The 20,842-nt window shown below is 61.7% G+C and carries 19 protein-coding genes and 1 pseudogene; 14 read left to right on the top strand and 6 right to left on the bottom strand.

Annotated features, from left to right (window positions below; genetic code table 11):
- Positions 1 to 2: 2 nt before the first annotated feature.
- Positions 3 to 1,130, bottom strand: coding sequence for an acetylornithine deacetylase (argE, locus tag FFM81_RS22590; protein ID WP_025417841.1), 1,128 nt, complete (start codon positions 1,128 to 1,130; stop codon positions 3 to 5).
- Positions 1,131 to 1,369: 239 nt separating this feature from the next.
- Here argE and FFM81_RS22585 point away from each other — a divergent pair, with 239 nt between their 5' ends.
- The 10 genes from FFM81_RS22585 to FFM81_RS22540 all read left to right on the top strand — a co-directional run bounded on the left by FFM81_RS22585 (position 1,370) and on the right by FFM81_RS22540 (position 10,964).
- Entirely contained in the window at positions 1,370 to 2,245 is an 876-nt protein-coding gene (locus tag FFM81_RS22585) for a GNAT family N-acetyltransferase (protein ID WP_003572345.1), read from the top strand.
- Positions 2,246 to 2,375: 130 nt separating this feature from the next.
- On the top strand, positions 2,376 to 2,672 hold the full coding sequence (locus FFM81_RS22580) for an acylphosphatase (RefSeq protein ID WP_003572343.1): 297 nt from the start codon (positions 2,376 to 2,378) through the stop codon (positions 2,670 to 2,672).
- A 108-nt stretch (positions 2,673 to 2,780) separates the two neighbouring features.
- On the top strand, positions 2,781 to 3,431 hold the full coding sequence (locus FFM81_RS22575; RefSeq protein ID WP_138384556.1) for a Rieske (2Fe-2S) protein: 651 nt from the start codon (positions 2,781 to 2,783) through the stop codon (positions 3,429 to 3,431).
- The gene (locus FFM81_RS22570; protein ID WP_025417843.1) at positions 3,428 to 4,273 is read left to right on the top strand and encodes an aromatic ring-hydroxylating oxygenase subunit alpha; all 846 of its coding nucleotides are present in this window, start codon (positions 3,428 to 3,430) and stop codon (positions 4,271 to 4,273) included. Before FFM81_RS22575 ends, FFM81_RS22570 begins: the two co-directional genes overlap by 4 nt.
- Positions 4,270 to 4,929: a glutathione S-transferase family protein gene (locus FFM81_RS22565; RefSeq protein ID WP_025417844.1), complete on the top strand. Its 660-nt coding sequence runs from the start codon at positions 4,270 to 4,272 to the stop codon at positions 4,927 to 4,929. The genes FFM81_RS22570 and FFM81_RS22565 overlap by 4 nt, the downstream gene beginning before the upstream one ends.
- Before the next feature lies 1 nt (position 4,930).
- On the top strand, positions 4,931 to 6,310 hold the full coding sequence (locus tag FFM81_RS22560) for an amidohydrolase (protein WP_025417845.1): 1,380 nt from the start codon (positions 4,931 to 4,933) through the stop codon (positions 6,308 to 6,310).
- A gap of 24 nt (positions 6,311 to 6,334) precedes the next feature.
- Positions 6,335 to 7,432: a BMP family ABC transporter substrate-binding protein gene (locus FFM81_RS22555; protein WP_025417846.1), complete on the top strand. Its 1,098-nt coding sequence runs from the start codon at positions 6,335 to 6,337 to the stop codon at positions 7,430 to 7,432.
- Positions 7,433 to 7,435: 3 nt separating this feature from the next.
- The gene (locus tag FFM81_RS22550) at positions 7,436 to 8,959 is read left to right on the top strand and encodes an ABC transporter ATP-binding protein (protein WP_138384557.1); all 1,524 of its coding nucleotides are present in this window, start codon (positions 7,436 to 7,438) and stop codon (positions 8,957 to 8,959) included.
- On the top strand, positions 8,956 to 10,056 hold the full coding sequence (locus FFM81_RS22545; protein ID WP_003572328.1) for an ABC transporter permease: 1,101 nt from the start codon (positions 8,956 to 8,958) through the stop codon (positions 10,054 to 10,056). The genes FFM81_RS22550 and FFM81_RS22545 overlap by 4 nt, the downstream gene beginning before the upstream one ends.
- A complete protein-coding gene (locus tag FFM81_RS22540) occupies positions 10,053 to 10,964 on the top strand; it encodes an ABC transporter permease (RefSeq protein WP_138384558.1) in 912 nt (303 codons plus the stop codon). Before FFM81_RS22545 ends, FFM81_RS22540 begins: the two co-directional genes overlap by 4 nt.
- Before the next feature lie 38 nt (positions 10,965 to 11,002).
- Here FFM81_RS22540 and FFM81_RS22535 read toward each other — a convergent pair whose 3' ends face one another.
- The gene (locus tag FFM81_RS22535; RefSeq protein ID WP_097532943.1) at positions 11,003 to 11,536 is read right to left on the bottom strand and encodes an NUDIX hydrolase; all 534 of its coding nucleotides are present in this window, start codon (positions 11,534 to 11,536) and stop codon (positions 11,003 to 11,005) included.
- Positions 11,537 to 12,260: 724 nt separating this feature from the next.
- Here FFM81_RS22535 and gabD point away from each other — a divergent pair.
- Both gabD and FFM81_RS32800 read left to right on the top strand, forming a co-directional pair.
- Positions 12,261 to 13,712 carry an NADP-dependent succinate-semialdehyde dehydrogenase gene (gene gabD, locus FFM81_RS22530; protein ID WP_025417851.1) on the top strand — a complete coding sequence of 484 codons (1,452 nt, stop codon included), beginning with the start codon at positions 12,261 to 12,263 and terminating at the stop codon, positions 13,710 to 13,712.
- A gap of 105 nt (positions 13,713 to 13,817) precedes the next feature.
- Positions 13,818 to 13,898 (top strand): annotated as a pseudogene (locus FFM81_RS32800) (2-oxo-hepta-3-ene-1,7-dioic acid hydratase); the annotation flags it as partial.
- Positions 13,899 to 13,928: 30 nt separating this feature from the next.
- Here the strand turns inward: FFM81_RS32800 and FFM81_RS22525 are convergent.
- Positions 13,929 to 14,138, bottom strand: a complete 210-nt coding sequence (locus tag FFM81_RS22525) for a hypothetical protein (RefSeq protein WP_138384559.1) — start codon at positions 14,136 to 14,138, stop codon at positions 13,929 to 13,931.
- Between the two features lie 49 nt (positions 14,139 to 14,187).
- On the opposite strand from FFM81_RS22525, the gene FFM81_RS22520 reads away from it, so the two are divergent.
- Positions 14,188 to 15,375, top strand: a complete 1,188-nt coding sequence (locus FFM81_RS22520) for an alpha-hydroxy acid oxidase (RefSeq protein ID WP_003572320.1) — start codon at positions 14,188 to 14,190, stop codon at positions 15,373 to 15,375.
- A gap of 46 nt (positions 15,376 to 15,421) precedes the next feature.
- On the opposite strand, the gene FFM81_RS22515 is transcribed toward FFM81_RS22520, so the two are convergent.
- Both FFM81_RS22515 and FFM81_RS22510 read right to left on the bottom strand, forming a co-directional pair.
- A complete protein-coding gene (locus FFM81_RS22515) occupies positions 15,422 to 16,006 on the bottom strand; it encodes a cysteine hydrolase family protein (RefSeq protein ID WP_003572318.1) in 585 nt (194 codons plus the stop codon).
- 79 nt (positions 16,007 to 16,085) lie between these two features.
- The gene (locus FFM81_RS22510) at positions 16,086 to 18,452 is read right to left on the bottom strand and encodes a putative bifunctional diguanylate cyclase/phosphodiesterase (RefSeq protein ID WP_041686596.1); all 2,367 of its coding nucleotides are present in this window, start codon (positions 18,450 to 18,452) and stop codon (positions 16,086 to 16,088) included.
- 125 nt (positions 18,453 to 18,577) lie between these two features.
- Between FFM81_RS22510 and FFM81_RS22505 the strand changes: the two genes are divergently transcribed.
- Positions 18,578 to 19,384 (top strand): ABC transporter substrate-binding protein, encoded by an 807-nt coding sequence (locus FFM81_RS22505; RefSeq protein WP_025417855.1) that lies wholly within the window; start codon positions 18,578 to 18,580, stop codon positions 19,382 to 19,384.
- A 100-nt stretch (positions 19,385 to 19,484) separates the two neighbouring features.
- Here the strand turns inward: FFM81_RS22505 and fdhA are convergent, their stop codons facing one another.
- Positions 19,485 to 20,675, bottom strand: a complete 1,191-nt coding sequence (fdhA, locus tag FFM81_RS22500) for a formaldehyde dehydrogenase, glutathione-independent (protein ID WP_003572311.1) — start codon at positions 20,673 to 20,675, stop codon at positions 19,485 to 19,487.
- Between the last annotated feature and the right edge of the window lie 167 nt (positions 20,676 to 20,842).

Raw genomic sequence — 20,842 nt, 5'->3', positions numbered from 1 at the left:
CTTCAGCCTTCGGCAAGATGGTTGCCGAGTTTGGCGATCATCGTCTGGCATGCTGCAAGCTCGCCGACCTCGATATATTCGTCGGGCCGGTGCGCGCGGGCGATATCCCCGGGCCCGCAAATGATGGAATCGATGCCGGCCTGCTGGTATAGGCCTGCCTCTGTGCCGTAACTCACAGCCGCAAGCGGCTCCCGCCCGGTCAATTCCGTCAGCAGCGCCGCGAGATTGCTGCCTTCGGGGAGCGCAAGTCCGGGATAGGCGCTCAGCTCATGCCAGCCCACCTGGAATCCCTGATCTCTAAGTGCAGCGAGTCTGGTTTTTACCGGCTCGAGCAGCGATGACGGCGAAATATCAGGCACCGCGCGGACCTCGACATCGCAGGTGCAGCGATCCGGAATGATGTTGACCGACTGGCCGCCGGCAATGACCCCAACCTGCAGTGACGAATAGGGAGGCGCGTAATCATGGTGGAATGGGCCGCTCGTCAGGGACTGGCCGTATTCCGCGACCTCCGTGATCAGTTTGGCCATGGCATGAATGGCGTTCAGCCCCAGGTCGGGGCGCGAGGAATGACCTGACCGGCCGATCACCTCCAGCCGGACGGCTGCCTTGCCCTTATGCCCGCGCACCGCCTGCATTCGGCTCGGTTCGCCGATGATCGCCCCCAGCGGGGCATTGCACAGCTTCGGCAGCTCGGCAATGAGATGCGGGACGCCACGGCTGCCTGCCTCCTCGTCATAGGAGAAGGCAAGGTGAATTGGCCGCCGGAGCTTCATGGCGGCAAGTTTTGGCAGTGCGGCCAAGGCGCAGGCGAGAAAACCTTTCATATCGCTGGCGCCGCGTCCATAAAGCCTGTCTCCCGCCGCGCGCAGAACGAATGGATCCGAACTCCATTCCGGTTCGCCGGCCGGCACGACATCCATGTGCCCGGACAGAATGTAACCTCGGCCTTCGCGCGGTCCGACAGTCGCAAAAAGGTTGTATCGGTCACCTTCCGGGCCAGGATGGACTGTCACGTCGGCTCCCGCCTTTCGGCAATAGTCGCCTATCCAGTCGGCAATCGCGCCGTTCGGCGTTCCAACAACGGAGGGGAACGCGACCAGCTTCGCGAGAATATCGATGACGTTCATGGGTGACCAAGTTGCCTTTTGAGGGGTCCAGATGCTAACTAGCCTAAGCAAAGGCAGGAGATTTGCCTGCTGAGTGGGGCCTTGGTTCAGCTGAAGATTTCGAATTGTTGCGGCGAACAGGCCAATCCTGCTGGCCTTGGTGTGCGATATTGTGACTTGGTTGCAATCGGCGCGGATCAAAGACGCTGTCTACCTCCAGTGCAGTCTGGTGATCTGGCGAATGGAGCGGATACCCGAATATGCAAAAATCAGTGCGGCTGAAATCGTTCGAATTGATCGCACAGGATATCAACAGTGTCGACGTCAGCCTGCTTCACGCGCTGTCGATCGGTGTCGGCTGGCCGCATCGGCCCAAGGACTGGGATTTCCTGCGGCGCGCGGGCCCGGGCATCGTCGCCGTCGATGGGATCGGACGTGTATTCGGAAGCGCGATGTGGTTTCCGCATGGAGAGGATTTCGCCACGATCGGGCTGGTGATCACGTCGCCCCGCACGCAGGCGCAAGGGACCGGCCGATGGCTCATGGAGCAAGTGTTCGAGCAGTGCGGCGACCGCAATCTGAGCCTGAATTCAACCCATGCAGCTTACAGGCTCTATGTTTCTCTCGGCTTCACCAAGGAAGCGATTGTCTATCAATACCAGGGAGATGTCACGCCCAAGCTCCCTCCCCTGCCGGAGCTGAATGGGCAGTTGAGCGAATTGTCAAATGACAATGTCGAGGAGATCAAAGCTCTCGATACCCGCGCCTTCGGCACCGATCGCGGCAAATTGCTCGCCTTGCTTGCGGAAGGTGCTGCCATCTGCACGCTCCGGAGGGGCGCCGAAATCGTCGGCTATTCCATGTGCCGCGAGTTCGGACGCGGCCACGTGATCGGTCCGATCGTGGCGAGTAACGATCAGGACGCGATCCACCTCGCAGCCGTGCATCTCAAGGATTTGGCAGGCCGTTTCGCGCGCGTCGACACGCGGGAGAAGGGTCTGTTCGCCGAGTTCCTTCAACAAAGCCGCCTTGCCGTCTCGGAAACCGTTACCACAATGTCGAGGGGGCGCCATTTCCTGAATGGGAAGAGCGGCGAGCCGGCGGTGTATGGTCTGGCCGGCCATGCCTTAAGCTAGGCAGCCGTGGAACGGAACTGCCGGGCGCAGAGTTTTTGCAAAGAAAACGCAAACGCCCTATCCTCGCCTCGACGATGACCCTGCCGCAAGTGCGTCCAGGCGCTATGGTGAGGGAAAGCAAGGGCGAAGCATGAGACAGGTTACGAGCCTTCAGCAGAGGATGACGATTGTCGGCGATCTCAAGGCTGCCTCCTTTGTCCCCTGGATCCAGCGCCATGCCGCCAAGCTCGGGCTCTCGCACCACATATCTCATACGAGTTCGATGCGGATCGAGGTTGAGGTTTCAGGTCCGGAGGATTTGATCGACATGATGGAGGTGGGCTGCTCTCTCGGGCCAATCGACGTATGGGTCGAGAGCATAGAACGCACGGCGATTACCCGCGAAACAGCCCAGCGCCAGCCACAGTCTTTTGGTGTGTGCATATAATTTAATCAACGTTGCCAATGCGAAATAATTATGCAAACGTGAGCCGTTGAGCGCGATGCCCCAGGGGGAGCGAGCTCGGCAAAACAGCCATGTTCAGGAAGTCTCGTCATGCCATCCGATACGACCGGCTTTTGGACGCCAGTCGCCCTCTCCCGGGATTTGCCGGCCGGAACCGCGATGCCGGCGCGGACGGCATCTGGTTCGATTGCCCTTTGGCGAAGCGCTTCGGGGCGCATATCGGCATCGGCGGATCGCTGTCCGCATCGCGGCATGCGGCTGTCTCACGGCTTCGTGCGCGGCGAGGCGCTTTCCTGCATCTATCACGGCTGGAGCTATGACCAGGCCGGGCATTGCCTGCGTATCCCCGCCCATCCGGGGCTAGCGCCACCGGAAACCATCCGCGTTGCCACCTATGATGTCGAGGAAACGGGCAGCGTGATCTGGGTGGCCATGGGCACGCCGGCGTCGAAGCCGCCGAGGCTTGACGGCCTTGTTCCCTTGCGTTCCCTGACGGCGTTCGCCAACATTGCGGCGATCGAGGCGGCGGCCGGCGCGAAGGCGAGCCCTGACGGTATCGTCGAGATCGATGCATCCGCCGGGACCATCTCTCTGCTATTATCCCCCCAAGACGGACAGACGCTGATCCATGTGCTGCTGAAGGGCGTTCTCGGCCCAGCCGGAGCCATCGGCGCGTCGCGGGCCGCCGAAAGCCTGCGCCGCCGGGCTGAGGGACTTCAGAAAAAGGAGATCGCGCGGTGAGCATGCAGGCGATGATCGATGAATGGTATCCGGTCGGGATTTTCAGCCAGCTCGACCGCGCCGGCCGCAAAACGGCGCTGATGGGCGAGCCGATCGACGTAGCCTGCGATGCCGACGGCAATGCGAGGGTAACCGGCAGCGACGGTCGTGTTCTGCCGGTCCGCCTCCGTTACGGTCATGTCTGGTCCTCGCTCGGCGAGCCGAAGAAGGAGCTTTTTCCGATTCCCGAGGCTGACCAGCCCGGCCGCCGCTTCGTCGACGTCGGGGTGGTGCGTGTACGCTGCTCGCCGCTTCGCGCCGTCGAGAATTTCCTCGATATCGCCCATTTCCCCTTCGTCCACACCGATATTCTCGGCGCCGAGCCGCATACCGAGGTCCAGAACTACAAGGTCGAGATCCGCGAGGAAGAAGACGAGGTCTGGGCAACGCAGGTGAAATTCTACCAGCCGCAGGCCGCCAAATCGGCAAGCGGCGGCATCACCACCGAATATATGTACCGCGTGCCGGCACCGACCTGCTCCGTGCTCTACAAGACCTGCCCGCCGCGCCCGAGCGAATGGGATGTCATCACGCTCTTCGTGCAGCCGCTGGCCGAGGACCTCTGCGACGTCTGGCCATGGATGGCGCTTTTCGACGACGAGACTGCGATGACAGATCTTATCCACTTTCAGCAGACGATCTTCCTGCAGGACCGTTCGATCCTCGAAAACCAGATCCCGCGGCTCCTGCCGCTCGACCCCGGCATGGAAATCCCCACACGGGCCGATCTGACGTCGATCGCCTACCGACGCTGGCTGAAGCGGCACAATTATACTTACGGCGCACAGCTGGTGGCGCAATGAAGCTCTACGACTACATCCTCTCTCCGAGCTGCTACAAGGTGCGCCTGATGGCGGCGCTGACCGGCGTGAAGCTTGAACTGCGCCCGGTGGATTTCCATCCCGGCGCCGAGCATCGCGGCCCGGAACTCCTGGCGCTCAATCCGGCGGGATCCATTCCGATCCTGGAGGATGGCGATCTGATCCTGACCGAATCCTCGGCCATTCTCGTCTATCTTGCCGCCAAGGCCGCACCCGTATGGCTGGGCAACGGTGCGGCCCGGGAAGCGGCCCAGGTGCAGCAATGGCTGTCCTTCTCCGGCCGGCTGACGGCAAGCCTCGGCAGCGCGCGGCTGCATGAAATGCTGCTGCGGCCCGGGGATATCGCTGCGCTGCAGGCCCAGGGCATTACAGCACTTCGCGAGCTCGAGGCCGGGCTTGTCGAGCAGGGTCTTCACGGCAAGCGCTTCCTCGCCGCCGACCGGCCGACGGTCGCCGACATCGCCTGTTTTCCCTATGTAGCGCTGGCGCCCGATGGCGGCGTAACGTTGGATCCTTATCCGGCCATCCGGCTCTGGTCCAGGGCGTTGCGCGCCCTCGACAACTTCATCGAGATGCCGGGTATCCACCGCCTGCACGAGTTGAAGCCCGAACCCCATATCGCACCGGGCGAGGCGTGACATGGCCGGCTATCTTCTGAAGAACTGCGCGGCTGTGATCGTCGATGAGGGCAAGGGGCCGGTCGCCCGTCGCAATGTCGACCTCCTGACCAACGGGCCGGCGATCGTGGCCATCGGCGAAAATCTGGCCGCGGACGCGCTGCCTGCCGGCACGACCGTTCAGGATGCTGCCGGCTGGTTTGTCTATCCCGGCCTCGTCAACACCCATCATCATTTTTTCCAATGCTTCGTGCGCAACCGCGCCGATCTCGACTGGACGAAGCTTTCGGTCATCGAGTGGCTCGATCGCATCTACCCGATCTTTTCGCAGCTCAACGAGGCATGTTTTTACCACTCCTCGGTCACGGCGATGGCCGAGATGATCAAGCATGGCTGCACCACGGCTTTCGACCATCAGTATAATTTCCCCCGGCATGCCGGAAAGCGGCTGATCGACCGGCAGTTCGAGGCGGCCGAACTGCTCGGCATGCGTTTCCACGCCGGCCGCGGCGGCAATACCCTGCCGAAGTCGGAGGGCTCGACCATTCCCGACGAGATGCTGGAAACGACCGACGAATTCATCGCCGACTGCGCCCGGCTGATCGACATCTATCACGATACTGGCCCCTTCAGCATGCGCCAGGTCGTGGTCGCGCCCTGCCAGCCGGTCAATTGCTATCGTGAGACCTTCGTGGAATCGGTGGCACTGGCGCGCCATCGCGGCGTCATGATGCACACGCATGTCGGTGAGGGCGAAAGCCCGGTCATTCAAGCGCGGCATGGCATGCGCACCGTCGACTATCTCGAAGAACTCGGTTTTGCCGGACCCGACGCCTTCTATGCCCATTGCTGGGAACTGACCCACGACGAACTGAGGACGATGGCTGCCAGCGGCACTGGTGTCGCGCATTGCCCGGAACCGGTCTATCTGGTCGGCGCCGAGGTTACCGATATTCCCGCCATGGCGGCTTTCGGCCTGCGCATCGGCCTCGGCTGCGACGGCGCTGCCTCCAACGACAATTCCAACCTGATGCACTGCCTGCACTCCGCCTACATGCTGCAGTGCCTCGTCTCCTCCAGCCGCGCCCATCCCGTGCCGCCGCCGGCCGATTTCCTCGGTTATGGCACGACCGGCGGCGCCAGCCTGCTCGGCCGGCGCGATATCGGCCGGCTCGCCCCCGGTATGGCCGCCGACCTGTTTGCGATCGACACCCGACGCATGGATTATGTCGGCACGCGGCACGATCCGCTGAGCCTGATTGCCCGTGTCGGCATCGGCATGGCGACCGATTTGACCATGATCAATGGCCGCATCGTCTGGCAGAAGGGCGAGTTTCCCGGGCTTGACGAGGCCAAGCTGGCTGCCGACGCCGAGGCGGCGCTATCCGCCGTGGAATTTTAAAAAACCAAAGAGGGAACTGAGAACATGACCAGACTGACCCGCAGAAACCTGATGACTGCCGCTGCCGCCACCGGCCTTGCCGGCGTGCTCGGCAGCCGCATGGCTTTTTCCGCCGACAAGCCGCTCGGCATCACACTCGTCGTCCCCTCCCCGATCGGCGACGTCGGTTGGGGGCACGCCCTTGCTGCCGGGCTCGAGCCGATCAAGGCCGCTTATGGCGACAAGGTCAAAGTCACCGTGCTGGAGAATATCGCGGAAGGCCCGGATGCCGACCGCATCATGACCAAGACCGTTGCCGATGGAAGCAAGTTCCTGATCGCCGGTTCCTTCGGCTATCAGAACGGCGCTTTGCAGATCGCTCGCCGCGATCCGAGCGTCACGGTTCTGCATGCCTCCGGCTTCCAGGTGGCTCCGAACTTCTCGCCGTTCGCCGCCAAGTATTTCCAGGGCACCTATCTGCTCGGCATGGCAGCAGCGGCACTCAGCAAGACCGGCAAGCTCGGCTCCGTCTCGGCCTTTGCGATCCCTGAGCTCATCACCTCCATCAATGCCTTCACGCTCGGCGCCCAGGCGGTCAAGCCGGATATCGAAGTCTCGGTCGTCTGGGTCAATTCCTGGTTCGACCCGGCCAAGGAGCAGGAGGCGGCCAAGGCACTGATCGCGCAGAAATGCGACGTGATCTTCTCCAACGCCCAGGATACGCCATCCGTCATCTCAGCTTGTGAGGAAGCCGGCGTCTACGCCTTCAACCTCAACTCCTCGATGAAGAAATATGCGCCGAAAACCTATCTCGGCTGCGTCTCGACCGATTGGTCGCCGTTCTTCAAGGCTTCGGTCGATGCCCATCTCGCCGGTACGTTCAAGGGGGCCAATGCGTTCCTCGGCGTCGCCGACAAGGTCGTCGAGGTGGTCGACTGGAGCGCCGATATTCCGGCCGACGTGATGGCCAAGATCAAGGCGATCGAGGCAAAGATCGCCGACGGCAGCTTCTCGCCCTTCACCGGGCCGATCGCCAAAGCCGACGGCAGTGAAGGTGTCGCATCGGGCGCCACCATGGCCGACCCCGAGATCATCGCCATGAATTGGCACGTCAAGGGCGTGTCGACGCCGCTGCCGAAATAACGCATGACCGCTCCCCTCCTGTCGCTGCGCGGCATTTCGAAAAGCTACGGCCAGATCCACGCCAATCAGGCGATCGATCTGGACGTGGCTCCGCAATCGATCCATGCGATCCTCGGCGAAAACGGTGCGGGAAAATCGACGCTGATGAAGCTGATCTATGGCGTCGAGCAACCGGATGACGGGGACGTCATTTGGCAAGGAAACCCCCTGCGCCTCGCCTCCCCCGCGGAAGCGAGGCGCAACGGCATCGGCATGGTCTTTCAGCACTTTTCGCTGTTCGAGACCCTGACCGTCCTGGAGAATATTCGGCTGGTCGTGCCGGGTGGGAAGGCCGACCTTAAAGAACGCATCCGCACACTCGGCCGGGAATTCGGCCTCGAAGTCGATCCGCTTGCCCATGTGCATTCGCTGTCTGTCGGTGAACGGCAACGGGTGGAGATCATCCGAAGCCTGATGGCCAATCCGAAGCTGCTGATCCTTGACGAACCCACTTCCGTCCTGCCGCCGCAGCTGGTGGAGAAGCTGTTCGACACGCTGCGTCGTCTGCGCGACGGCGGCGTTTCCATCCTGCTGATTTCCCACAAGCTCGAGGAAATCCGGGCGATCTGCGACCGGGCGACGATCCTGCGCGGCGGACGCGTGACCGGGCACGTCGACCCCCGTGAACATGATGCCCATGACCTTGCCGGCATGATGATCGGCCGCGATATGCCAACGCCCATCCCGGCGCTGCCGCGGTCGGGTGGGGAAAAGCGGCTGGAGGTCATCGGGCTGGATTACCGGCCCGACGATCCCTTTGCGGTGCCGCTCTCCGGCATCAGTCTCGAAGTGCGTGCCGGCGAAATTCTCGGCATTGCCGGCATTTCGGGCAACGGCCAGAGCGAGCTTGCCGCGTTGATTTCAGGCGAGACGGTGCTGGGGCGCGAACAGCGCGACCGGATCTATATGCTGGGAACGGATGTCGGCAGGCTCGATGCCGCCGCGCGGCGGAGGCTCGGATTTGCCTTCGTGCCGGAAGACCGGCTCGGACGCGGCGCCGTCCCCGAAATGTCGCTCGTCCTCAACAGCCTGCTGACGGCCCATCCGCTCAAGCTTTTGCGGAGTGGTCTCATCGACAGGACGCGGGCGGTGGCCTTCACCAGCGATTGCATCCACCAATACGATGTCCGCACGCCCGGCCCGGATGCGGAAGCCGGCACTTTGTCCGGCGGCAATCTGCAGAAGTTCATTGTCGGTCGCGAAATCATGCTGTCGCCGAAATTGCTCTTCGTGGCGCAGCCGACCTGGGGTGTCGATATCGGCGCCGCATCCGCCATCCGCAGCCGCCTGATCGCATTGCGCAATCAGGGCATGGCGATCCTCGTCATTTCCGAGGAGCTCGAAGAGCTGTTCGAACTCTGCGATTCCATCCACGTGATGTACCACGGCAGGCTCAGCCCGCCGCTCGCCACCCGGGACACGAAACCCGAGCAGATCGGCCGATATATGATCGGGGCACAAACCTCGCCCGAGAAAGTCCATTCATGAGTGCCTGGTCTCCTGCTTTCCTCCCCACGCTCGTGCGCCGGGAGCGCGCCTCGCTTGCCGCGGCCTTCCTTGCGCCGGTTATCGCACTCGGGGGGGCGATCGTTCTCAACCTTGGCCTTTACATTTTGATGGGCCGCGACCCCGTCGCGGTGGTCTATGCGCTGCTTTTCGAGCCCTTCCTCTCCTGGGCGTCATTTTCGGAAGTGCTTTTGAAGACCGGCCCGCTTCTCCTCATCGCTCAGGGACTGGCGATCGGCTTCCGCGCCAAGGTCTTCAATATCGGCGCCGAAGGCCAGTTCATTCTCGGCGCGATCTTCGCCTCTGCCATTCCCGTCTGGTTTCCGCAGGCGACGGGCCAGTGGATCTGGCCGGCGATGCTGCTGCTCGGCGCGCTCGGCGGCGCCTTCTGGGCTTCGTTCACCGCCTTCTGGCGCGTGCGTCTCAATGCCAATGAGATCCTCGTTTCGTTGATGCTGAGCCTCGTTGCGGTGCAACTGCTGAACTATCTCCTGCTCGGCCCCTGGAAGGATCCGAACGGCTTCAACTTCCCGCAGTCGGTGATGTTCCAATATGATGCGATGATCCCGACCCTGATTTCCGGCACCCGCCTCAACGTCTCGTTTCTCATCACGCTTGTCTTGTCCTTTGCGGCCTGGATCTTCATGCAGAAGAGTTTCATCGGTTACAAGCTGCAGGTCGGCGGTCTGGCGCCGCGGGCTGCCGGCTATGCCGGCTTCAGGGAGGGTTGGGCGATCTGGCTGTCGCTGCTGATCGGCGGCTTTGCCGCCGGTCTTGCGGGAGCAGCCGAAGTCGCCGGTCCGCTCGGCCAACTGCAGCGTTCGATTTCGAGCGGCTACGGCTATGCGGCGATCATTGTTGCCTATCTCGGCGGCCTGCACCCGCTCGGCATCATTGTCTCGGCGCTTGTTATGGCGGTCATCTATATCGGCGGCGACAATGCCATGGTCTCGGCCAACCTGCCGATCGCTGCCGTCCGAGTCTTTCAGGGCAGCCTGCTGCTTGCCTATCTCGTTGCCATCGCCTTCGTGCGCTACCGTCTCGAATGGCCCCGCACCGCCCATCGGAGCCATTCATGAACGCCATCGAGTTCATTCTGGCCGGCATGCTTGCGGCTGCGACACCCTTTCTTCTCGCAGCGCTCGGCGAACTGGTGGCAGAGCGCGCCGGCGTCCTCAACCTCGGGGTCGAGGGATTGATGGCCCTCGGCGCCGTGCTTGCCTTCATCATCGTCTACCAGGGCGGCGGACATCTGCTCGGTTTCGTCGTCGCGGGACTGGGCAGCGCTGCGCTGTCTCTGCTCTTTGCCTTCGTCACGCTCGGATTCCGGGCAAACCAGGTCGCGGCAGGCCTTGCCATCGGCATTTTCGGCCAGGGGCTCTCGGCCCTTTTTGGCAAGACCTATGAAAGCCTGACGGTCAAAGGACTTCCGAAACTCGCCCTTCCCTGGCTTTCGGACTTGCCGGTTATCGGCGGCCTGTTCGTCCAGGATGTCGTCGTGTGGATTTCGCTCGCCGCCACCCTCGCTCTCTGGGCGATGTTTGCCTATACCAAGCTCGGTCTCATCGTCCGTGCAGTCGGTGAGAACCCAAAGGCCGCCCATGCCATCGGCTATTCGGTGATATCGGTCCGCGTCCTTGCCATCGCCTTCGGCGGCGCGATGGCCGGTATCGCCGGCGCCTACGCGGCGGTGGTCTACACACCGCTCTGGGCCGATGGAATGATCGCGGGGCGCGGCTGGATCGCCATCGCTCTCGTCGTCTTCGGAACTTGGCTCACCGGCCGCATCTTCCTCGGCGCCTGCCTTTTCGGGGCGGTCTCGCTGGTCGGCCTTGCCGCCCAGGCAACCGGGCTCGACGTTCCCTCGCAGCTGCTGTCGAGCCTGCCCTATCTCGTCACCATCATCGTGCTCGGCATCATCTCCGCCGATCGCCGCCTGCTGAAACTGAACGGCGTCGCCTCGCTCGGCGAACCATTCGAGCGATAAGGACGCGCGGCGCTGCGACGCGGCGAAGAAGCCCGTGGTCAGCCGCGAACACGCTTCTTGCGTCCCTGCGGTTCAAATTGGACGAGAAGCGATTTGAGTTCGATCTCGCGAACGCGGCGTGCCGCTTCGTCGGGGCTGACCCATTCGAGAATGCGCTGGTCCCGCTCCTTGAAATCGCTGCTGATATCAGTGACTTCAATCTGAAACATGTCGACGATACAGGGGCCCACGTCGCCATTGTCGAGTTCTTTCAGATAGGTATAGCGACCGACCGGTTTTTTCTTCACGGTCCCTCGCACACCGGCCTCCTCCCAGGCCTCGATTGCTGCTGCTTCGAAAGGCTTTTTCCCTTTCATCGGCCACCCCTTCGGAATGACCCAGCGTCCACTGTCGCGCGATGTGATCACCAGGATCTCGATCGCGGATCCGGCATTGCCGTGGCGGAAGCAGACAGCGCCGTACTGTTGACGGAATGCACCGGCGAACAGCATTTCAGGAACAGCAGCGAGCTGCCGTAGCAGTGGCTGGGACTTGTCCGGTCGAGGCTTCCTGCTTTTTCTGCTCGGTGTCATAACGAATGAATTACCGAATTTGTTTGCCGCTTCAATTGCCTGGGCGTCTTTATGACAGATTTATGACAATCGGCCGCATGAGGAAAGGTTCCCGGGCGTGGTGAGCAGGCTAATGCCACGGGAAGCCAGATTCTTCGAAATGTTTGCCAGACCCTCGCAGACCATCGTTGCCGCCGCACACGCTCTCGATCAACTCCTGAAGGGCGTGACGTCGTCCAAAGGGGGCGCTTCCTGACCAGGATGAGCGGCGAGCCGGTGATTTATGGTTTGGCCGGCCATGCCGTGAGCTAGAGTAGGGTCCTGACAAATGTCGCATGATGCCTGTTGATGACGGTGGCTGAAAAGCCATCCGTGGCGTCGCATTGAACGGCCCTCGACAGTCGCTCTTCGATCAAGTTTAACGCTCCGGCCCGGATTCCAAAGCGCGTCGCATCAAACGTGATTCATGCGCCGCGCTTTGATCCCTTTTGTTTTAGGCATGTCGCCCGGAACAGTTGCACTCTTCGGAGGACATGCATTGAGGATCCAAGCAGGATGCCAATTCATGAACTTGCCGCGTTCGGAGCCGCAATGCTCCCAAATCCTGGTTCGAACATGGTAGGCTGCTTGCCGGTGCCTAAGTGGTCGAGCCTGATTTGAAGGCACAGCCGATTATCGCGCCTTGAACGTTTACCCCGAGAGCGGGCGAAATCGCGCGCTTTTCAACGTTGGCGAGGATAAAGTCATGGAATTGAACGACGCAACATTGTTCCGACAGGCCGCATTGGTCGGCGGCCATTGGATCGAGGCGGGGGACAATGGGATTGCGGTCGACAACCCGGCGACCGGCGAGATCATCGGCCGCGTTCCCAATCTGGGCGCAGCCGAAACCAAGGCGGCGATTGCCGCAGCCGAGATTGCGCAAAAGGAATGGGCGGCCCGCACCGCCAAGGAACGCTCGGTGATCCTCAGGCGCTGGTTCCAGCTGATGATGGACAATCAGGACGATCTCGGCCGCATCCTGACGTCAGAACAGGGCAAGCCACTTGCCGAAGCCAAGGGCGAGATCGCCTATGGCGCGAGCTTCATCGAATGGTTTGCCGAGGAAGCAAGGCGTGTCTATGGCGACATCGTGCCCGGCCACCAGAAGGACAAGCGCATCCTTGTCATGAAGCAGCCGATCGGCGTCGTTGCCGCCATCACCCCCTGGAATTTCCCCAATGCGATGATCACCCGCAAGGCGGGACCGGCCTTTGCCGCCGGCTGCGCCATGGTGCTGAAGCCGGCCTCGCAGACGCCGTTTTCGGCGATCGCCATCGCCATTCTTGCCGAACGCGCCGATTTCCCGAAGGGACTCTTCAGCGTATTGACCGGTTCGGCGCGCGCCATCGGCGGTGAAATGACCGCAAGCCCGGTGGTGCGCAAGCTGACCTTCACCGGCTCGACCGAAGTCGGCGCCGAGCTTTACCGGCAGAGTGCGCCGACGATCAAGAAGCTCGGGCTGGAACTCGGCGGCAATGCCCCCTTCATCGTCTTCGACGATGCCGATCTCGATGCGGCCGTCGAAGGGGCGCTGATCGCCAAATTCCGCAACAACGGCCAGACCTGCGTCTGCGCCAATCGGCTCTATGTGCAGGACGGCGTCTATGATGCCTTCGCCGAGAAACTTTCGAAGGCTGTCGGGGCGCTGAAGACCGGCAACGGCTTCGACGAGGGCATCAATCTCGGCCCGCTGATCGACGAGTCGGCACTTGCCAAGGTCGAGGAACATGTCGCCGATGCGCTTTCCAAGGGTGGGCGCGTCGTTGCCGGCGGCCAGCGGCACCCACTCGGCGGACGCTTCTACGAGGCGACCGTTCTGGCGGACGTCACCCCTGCCATGGCCGTGGCCAAGGAAGAGACGTTCGGGCCGGTGGCGCCGCTCTTCCGCTTCAAGGACGAAGCTGATGTGATCATCCAGGCCAACGACACCGAGTTCGGCCTTGCCTCCTATTTTTACGCCAAGGATCTCGCCCGGGTCTTCCGGGTGGCCGAAGCACTGGAATACGGCATGGTCGGCGTCAACACCGGGCTGATCTCGACGGCCGAAGCGCCTTTCGGCGGCGTCAAGCTCTCCGGCCTCGGCCGCGAAGGCTCGAAATACGGCATCGAGGAATTCACCGAAATCAAATATGTCTGCCTCGGCGGCATCGCCTGAGGTCAAGAGAAGGCCCGAGAAAAAGCATCGGATTGCCGTCGAGGGCGGCGTCATCGACCTGTCGGCTCGCCACGGCGCAAGCTGGGCGAGCCTTCGCGACTAGGCGGCGGCCGCGCCGTTCGGCCAGACCAGATCGACATGCGTTGGACGGGCGCGATCGTCAGCCGCAATGCCGAGGTCGAGGAGAGGGACCGATGTGAAAGTCTACTGATCCTTTCAGCCGCCAGGCCCGCTTCTTTCCGAGGCGATCTGCAGGTCTTCCCGGAACGCCCGATCAGCGCTGCCCTGCTGTTGATTACCGCCGGTATGCTGATAACTTTGATATTTCCCGTCCATTCGGAAGGGTCGCAAGGAAGCATTCGAAGCAGGTGAAGTTTGAAGCTGTGGGGAGGCACAGTCCACAGCGGTGGATGCAATGGCGTTCATGCCCTCTCCCAGAAGATAAATTAAGTCTCTAATCCAACGGAGCAAGCCCATGAAAGTAAGCAGCCTCGACTCCCGTCGGTTGACCCGGCTGGCGCAGGCTATGCTATGCCTCGATGACTTCGAGCCAAAGGCAAAACGGCATCTGCCAAAGCCTCTCTACGGCTATATTGCCGGTGGAAGCGAAACCAACGCGTCGCTGCGAAAAAATGTCGAAGCCTTTCAGACTTATGCGTTGCGCCCGCGGATTCTCCAGGACGTATCGACGCGAAGCACGGAAACCACCTTATTCGGTCGGACTTATGCCGCACCCTTCGGTATCGCCCCAATGGGAATCAGCGCGCTCATGGCCTATCGCGGCGACATTGTTCTTGCCGCTGGCGCAGCGCAGTGCGGCATTCCAATGATCATGAGCGGATCCTCGCTCATTCGGCTCGAAGAGGTTATTGCCGCCGCGCCCGCGACCTGGTTCCAAGCCTACCTGCCCGGAGAGCCCGAACGCATCGATGCGCTGGTGGACCGCGTTGCTGCGGCAGGCTTTACCACCTTGTTGCTTACCGTCGATACGGCCGTTCTCTCGAACCGGGAAAACAATATCCGGGCTGGCTTCTCGACGCCTTTGCGGCCCAGTCTCGCTTTGGCATGGCAGGGTGTGACGCACCCGCAATGGACCATCGGGACGTTTTTGCGCACGATCGCGCGCCACGGCATCCCGCATTTTGAAAATTCCTACGCAACCAGAGGCGCACCGATCATCGCCTCCAACGTCATGCGGGACTTTGGCCGAAGAGACCATCTGAACTGGAGCCATCTCGAGCGCATCCGCAACCGTTGGAGCGGCAAGCTGATCGTCAAGGGCATTCTTCATCCGGACGATGCAGCGCGTGCTGCTGAGACAGGGGCTGACGGGGTGATCGTCTCCAATCACGGTGGCCGACAGCTCGATGGCGCCATCACTCCCCTGATGGCGCTTCCCGAAATCGTGGAACGTCTGGGCGACAGGATCCCGATCATGATCGATGGCGGCTTCCGCCGCGGAACTGACGTTATCAAGGCCTTGGCGCTGGGGGCACGTTTCGTGTTTGTCGGGCGACCGTTTCTCTATGCGGCTGCTGTAGCCGGTCTGCCTGGCGTATTGAGGGCGGCAGACATCCTGAAGGCTGAGATCCATAGCAACATGGCCCTGCTTGGCGTTACCACAATCGAGCAAGTTTCAAGCGGCCACCTCGTCCGGACTTGATGATCGCATCGTGAGCTGGGAGTGCGGCGGTGACGAAACAACTGTTTCAGCCAAAGCTCCGCAAAAACGCTTCGGTCTCCATGAGTTCGAGCTGCACGGAGAAGCGGTCGTGCAGGAGTTCCAGCGAGGCGTCATAGGTGTCGTCGGCGCTGCTGCAGACGGCGTCTTTCAGCACGATGACACGATAGCCGAGATCGATGGCACCAAGCGTGGTGGCAAGCACGCAGACATCGGTTTCACCGCCGGTGATCACCAGAGTATCGACCCGCTCCGACTGAAGGGTCTGATGAAGCCGTCCGTCGATCCAGGGGGAATAGGTGCGCTTGTCGAAGCGCCTTGCCGGCGGAACCAGCGACGCCAGCGACGAGGCCACATCGACGAGGTCGCGCGGAAGGTGCTCGCCGGTCATCATCCACCATTTCCGGTAATAATCACGCCACTTGCCCGGCATCTCGTCGGCGTGCTCGGGTGGCAGGAAGCGGGTGAAGATCGTTCGGGACGGGTGCCGGCCGGCGAGTTCCTCGATCTGCGGAGCGACCCGCGCCATCCAGGGAACGTGCCAGGGCGTGTCTTCGGCAAACATCCGCTGCATGTCGACGCAGAGGTGCCGCCACTCGCCGATCTCGCCCATCATATCCTCCATTCGGTCTTCGGGCGTCAACCGCCGTCCGCGGCGAAAGTTCCCGTGACCTGTGGAGGATCGGAATCCTTCAGGCGACGGCGCCGGAAATGGGCGTCAGCAATCCGGCAGCGCTCTCGGCTTCGCGGAAACAATCGAGTTCGCGTAGCGGAACTGGTTTGGAGAAGAAATAGCCTTGGAGGTCGGTGCAGCCGAGGGCGGCGAGGAAGTCGCGTTGATATTCGGTCTCAACCCCTTCCGCCGTCGTCGAGATACCGAGGTTGCGGCTGAGCGCGACGATGGCGCCGATGATCGCTGCCCCGTTGGCTTTTGTGCCGAGCAGCGAGACGAACGAACGATCGATCTTAATGCGGTCGATGTCGAAGCGCATCAGGTGGCTGAGGCATGAAAAGCCGGTTCCGAAATCATCGAGCGAAATCTGAATACCCTGGCTGCGCAGCGACTGTAGCACCGAATAGACGTCCGAGTTGTCCTCGATGAGCGAGGACTCGGTAAGCTCGAGCTCGAGCCGGGATGGCGGCAAGCCGCTCTCTTCAAGCACGGCGAAGACTTCCTCAGCAAAATTCGGCCGTCTCAGCTGAGCGGGAGACACGTTAACGGCAACAAACGTATGCTCAGGCCATTTGCAGGCGGTTCGGCAGGCTTCGCGCAGCACCCAGAAACCGAGAGCGTCGATAAGACCGCCTTCCTCGGCGACAGGGATGAAGCTGGCTGGCGTCAACAGGCCGCGCTGGCTGTGACGCCAGCGCACGAGGGCCTCCGCGCCCGAGGCGGGGTATCCTCCTTCGGCGCGGTGCACCGTCTGGTAATAGACCTCAAGCGATCCGAAGTCCGGCCTGGTTGCAATGGGATCCGACTGTAGGCCAGGGGGTGAAGACGTGCCTTTGGCCAGAACTTCGCGCAATTCGTTCTTGAGAATGTCGCGCGCGTTCCTGCCGCCGTCCATGGACGGCGAATAGAGCCGCCATTGACCTCTCCCGCCCATCTTTGCCTCGTAGAGCGCGACGTCGGCGTAGCGCATGACGTCGTCGGCATTCCGGCCGGCGTCCGGCACTACGGTCACGCCGATCGAGCCGCCGACGCGGGCGACCGCCTCGCCGCGCAAAAGCGGGAAGGGCTTGCCAAGTTCGGCAACGATCGCTTCGCATATCGCCGGCAAAACTTGATCATGATCTTTGATGTCCCGCAGAAGCAGGGCAAATTCATCCCCTCCGAGCCGGGCAAGCGTGTCGCCTGGACGCAGTATCGAGCGGATCCGCTCCGCAGCCATCCTGATGAGTTCATCGCCGGCTGCGTGGCCAAACGTGTCGTTGACGGCTTTGAAGCGGTCGAGGTCGAGAAGCGCAACGGCCGAGCGCTCGGTGGAATTCCGCGTCTCGGCCAGGCACTCTTCGAACCGCATCGCGAACAAGGCGCGGTTGGGAAGGTCGGTCAGCACATCATGCAAGGCAAGCTGCCGTGCATGCAGCTCGCTTTTCTTCAACTTGCCGAGACTGCTTCTGAGGCGCACCAGCAGAACCGAAAACAGGACTGCGATCACCAGGGCCGCGATCGACAGGGCCGGCATCAAACGGCCGATGACCCTTGAACCCGGAAGATCAGGCCGCCAGACGATGAAGCCGATCGGTTCGCCGTTTGCCGTCGCGTCGATCTGAAATGCAACCTCGTTCTCGTCGGCATCGGCGGTGCGCGCAAAGCGTGCGCCGTTGAGCCCCTGTTGCCGGCTCAATTCGTCGAGCGCCGCACCATCGATAAACCGAACGACGATCAGGAATTGCCGCATTGGCTGTTGCCGTCCCTGACCGGCATCGTTGATGGCGACGACGCCGACAATCGTCGGACGACCTTCGAGCCGCATCAGATTGGCCAACGCAGGGTTGGAGCCGGCGACGCTTGCAAGGCGGCTTTCCATCGAGGACGGCGTTCGTTCGGACGCCGCCCCTTGTGTGACCCCCAGGCGGGCATCCTGAAGGAGAGGCAAAAACAGAGGCTTCATCCAGCGATAACGCTTTTCCGTCTGGGCGTCCGCCAGCATGAGCAGTTGGGCCTTCTCGTCAACGACGAAAGCCTGGTCGTAGCCGAAGGCGGACATTGCCGTCTGGCTGATCGCACTGCCGGCTGCCGCCGTCAGGACGGCATCGAGGCTGGAGGAGCCTCCGGTTGACCGGGCGGCGGGATAAACCCGTGTGAGGTAGCCGTTGCCGAACTGGCCGATAACATGCGCGACTTGATCGACCTGCTCGCGCAGGCGCGCATTCACGAGCTGGCGCTGGCGATCAAGGGCGGCCGCGTCGCTCTCGGTTCCTGCCCAGAGCGCCGAAAGCACGACGAGTCCAATTGCTCCAAGCCCGCTGACGGCAATCAGAAAGAGAATTCTTCCCGAGGCGATCCAGGATTGCTGAAACGTATTGGAGCTGGAAGGAACGACGATATGCAAGCCTAGACCCCTGAACACCACAATACGGGCGCATGCGTCGACGCTAACAAAGAAGCGTTCACGTAGAATTAAAAGCTACGGCGCACTATGGGCGAAATCGAATACGGCCCAAGGAGCTCCCGACGATGCTGCGCATATCCCTTCAGACGATGTTGCGTGGAGCGCTGATGGCGGGGGGCTTGGGTATGGTATTGGCCGCGGCCTCGCCAATCCCAGCGGCCGCGCAGGATCGCATGCCGATGCGAATTGCCGTCGAAGGCGCATTTCCGCCCTTCAACTATCTCGATGCAAACAACAAGCTTCAGGGCTTCGACATCGATATTGCCAATGCGCTTTGCGAGGTCGGCAAGTTCGAATGCCAGTTCATCATCGAGAAATGGGACGATATCATCCCCAATCTGGTTGCCGATAAATACGACGCGATCATCTCGTCCATGTCGATGAGCCTCGAGCGCCGCCAAAAGGTTGCTTTCACCGAGAAATACTACAACAGCCCCTCCGTGTTCATCGCTCGGAAGGATTCGCCGATCAGCGATGTCAGCCCCGCTGGCCTCAGCGGCAAGATACTCGGGGTGACGTCGTCGACGGCTCAGGAATCCTACGCCAACCATCTCTATCCGGAGATGAAAAAGAAGGTCTTCCGGTCTTCGCCTGAATTGTACAAGGGGTTGTCGGACGGCAGCGTCGATATCATCCTGGAGGACAAACTCGCCATCTACGACTGGATCGCCAACACCAAGGCGGGAACCTGCTGCGAGTTCAAAGGGCCGGATCTGGTCGACGTCACATATTTCGGTGAAGGCGCCGGCATCGCGCTGCGCCTGGATGACAAAGAGCGTCTGACGCGCTTGAACGAAGCGTTGAAGAGCATCAAGGCGGACGGAACCTATGACATGATCAACGCAAAATACTTCCCGTTCAGCATCGAGTAGTTTCGCCGGCAATTTCTTATGATTGCGAGTTTCAAAATGCTACGGCGCCGCGCATCTGAAAGATACGCGGCGCCGCCAGTTTGCTCGTCATTCCTCGGTGTTAGGCGGCTTTCGCGACCTCTCCATGCGGGTCGAGGACGTATTTCGTCGCCGCGCCATGGTCGAAGCTTTCATATCCAGCAGCGGCATCGTCGAGGGGGATGACCTTGGCGTTGACAATATCGGCAATCGGCAGCCGATCGTGCAGGATCGCCTGCATGAGCTGGCGATTGTATTTCAGCACCGGCGTCTGGCCGGTGTGGAAGGACTGGGCCTTGGCCCAGCCGAGGCCGAAGCGGAGTGACAGATTGCCATGTTTGGCGGCATTGTCGACGGCGCCCGGATCCTCGGTGACGTAGAGGCCGGGAATGCCGATCGAACCTGCGGCGCGGGTGATCTCCATCATCTGGTTGAGCACGATCGCGGGCTGTTCGCCGCCCGAATGCCCTCTCGCCTCGAAGCCGACCGCGTCGATGGCGCTGTCCACCTCATTGGTGCCGACCACCTGCGCGATCATGTCGCCAAGGCGGTCGCTCTGGGACAGGTCGATCGGCTCGAAACCGACCTTCGCCGCATGCGCCAGGCGGTCCTTGTTGAAATCACCGATCATGACGACGGCCGCGCCGAGAATGCGAGCCGAAGCGGCAGCCGCAAGCCCGACCGGGCCGGCGCCGGCGACGTAGACGGTCGAGCCGACCCCGACGCCTGCCCGCACCGCCCCATGGAAGCCGGTGGGCAGAATGTCGGAAAGCATTGTGAGATCGCGGATCTTGGCCATCGCCTTGTCGCGATCCGGGATTTTGAGCAGGTTGAAATCGGCATAGGGAATGGTGACGTAGCGTGCCTGTCCGCCGATCCAGCCGCCCATGTCGACATAACCATAGGCGCCGCCGGCGCGGGCCGGGTTTACCGTCAGGCAGACGCCGGTATCCTGGGATTTGCAGCAGCGGCAACGGCCGCAGGCGACGTTGAAGGGCACCGAGACGATATCGCCGATGTCGAGCATCTCGACGTCGACGCCTTTCTCGATGATCTCGCCGGTGATTTCATGGCCGAGGACCAGACCCGGCATCGCCGTCGTGCGGCCGCGGACCATGTGCTGGTCGGAGCCGCAGATATTGGTCGAGATCACCTTCAGGATGACGCCGTGCTCGATACGGCGGCCGTCGGGCGCTTCCAGCTTCGGATCGTCGATGTCGCGAACTTCGACCTTGCCGGGCCTCAAGTAAACGACGCCTCTATTCTTGCTCATGGATTCCTCCCATTCGTTGAACGCCTCGATCTGCAACCGATGCAATCGATGGCAACTTTCCGCCGGCCTGCCTCCTCTGCAGCCCGGTATTCACAACGCCACATCCGGCGATATTCGAATTTCGCAAACAGGCGGGGACAGATTGATGGAGGGGAGAGTGAAGACGA

The organism is Rhizobium hidalgonense (genome assembly GCF_005862185.2).
GTDB classification, from domain to species: domain Bacteria; phylum Pseudomonadota; class Alphaproteobacteria; order Rhizobiales; family Rhizobiaceae; genus Rhizobium; species Rhizobium hidalgonense.
This window is presented reverse-complemented; position numbering and strand designations above follow the sequence as displayed.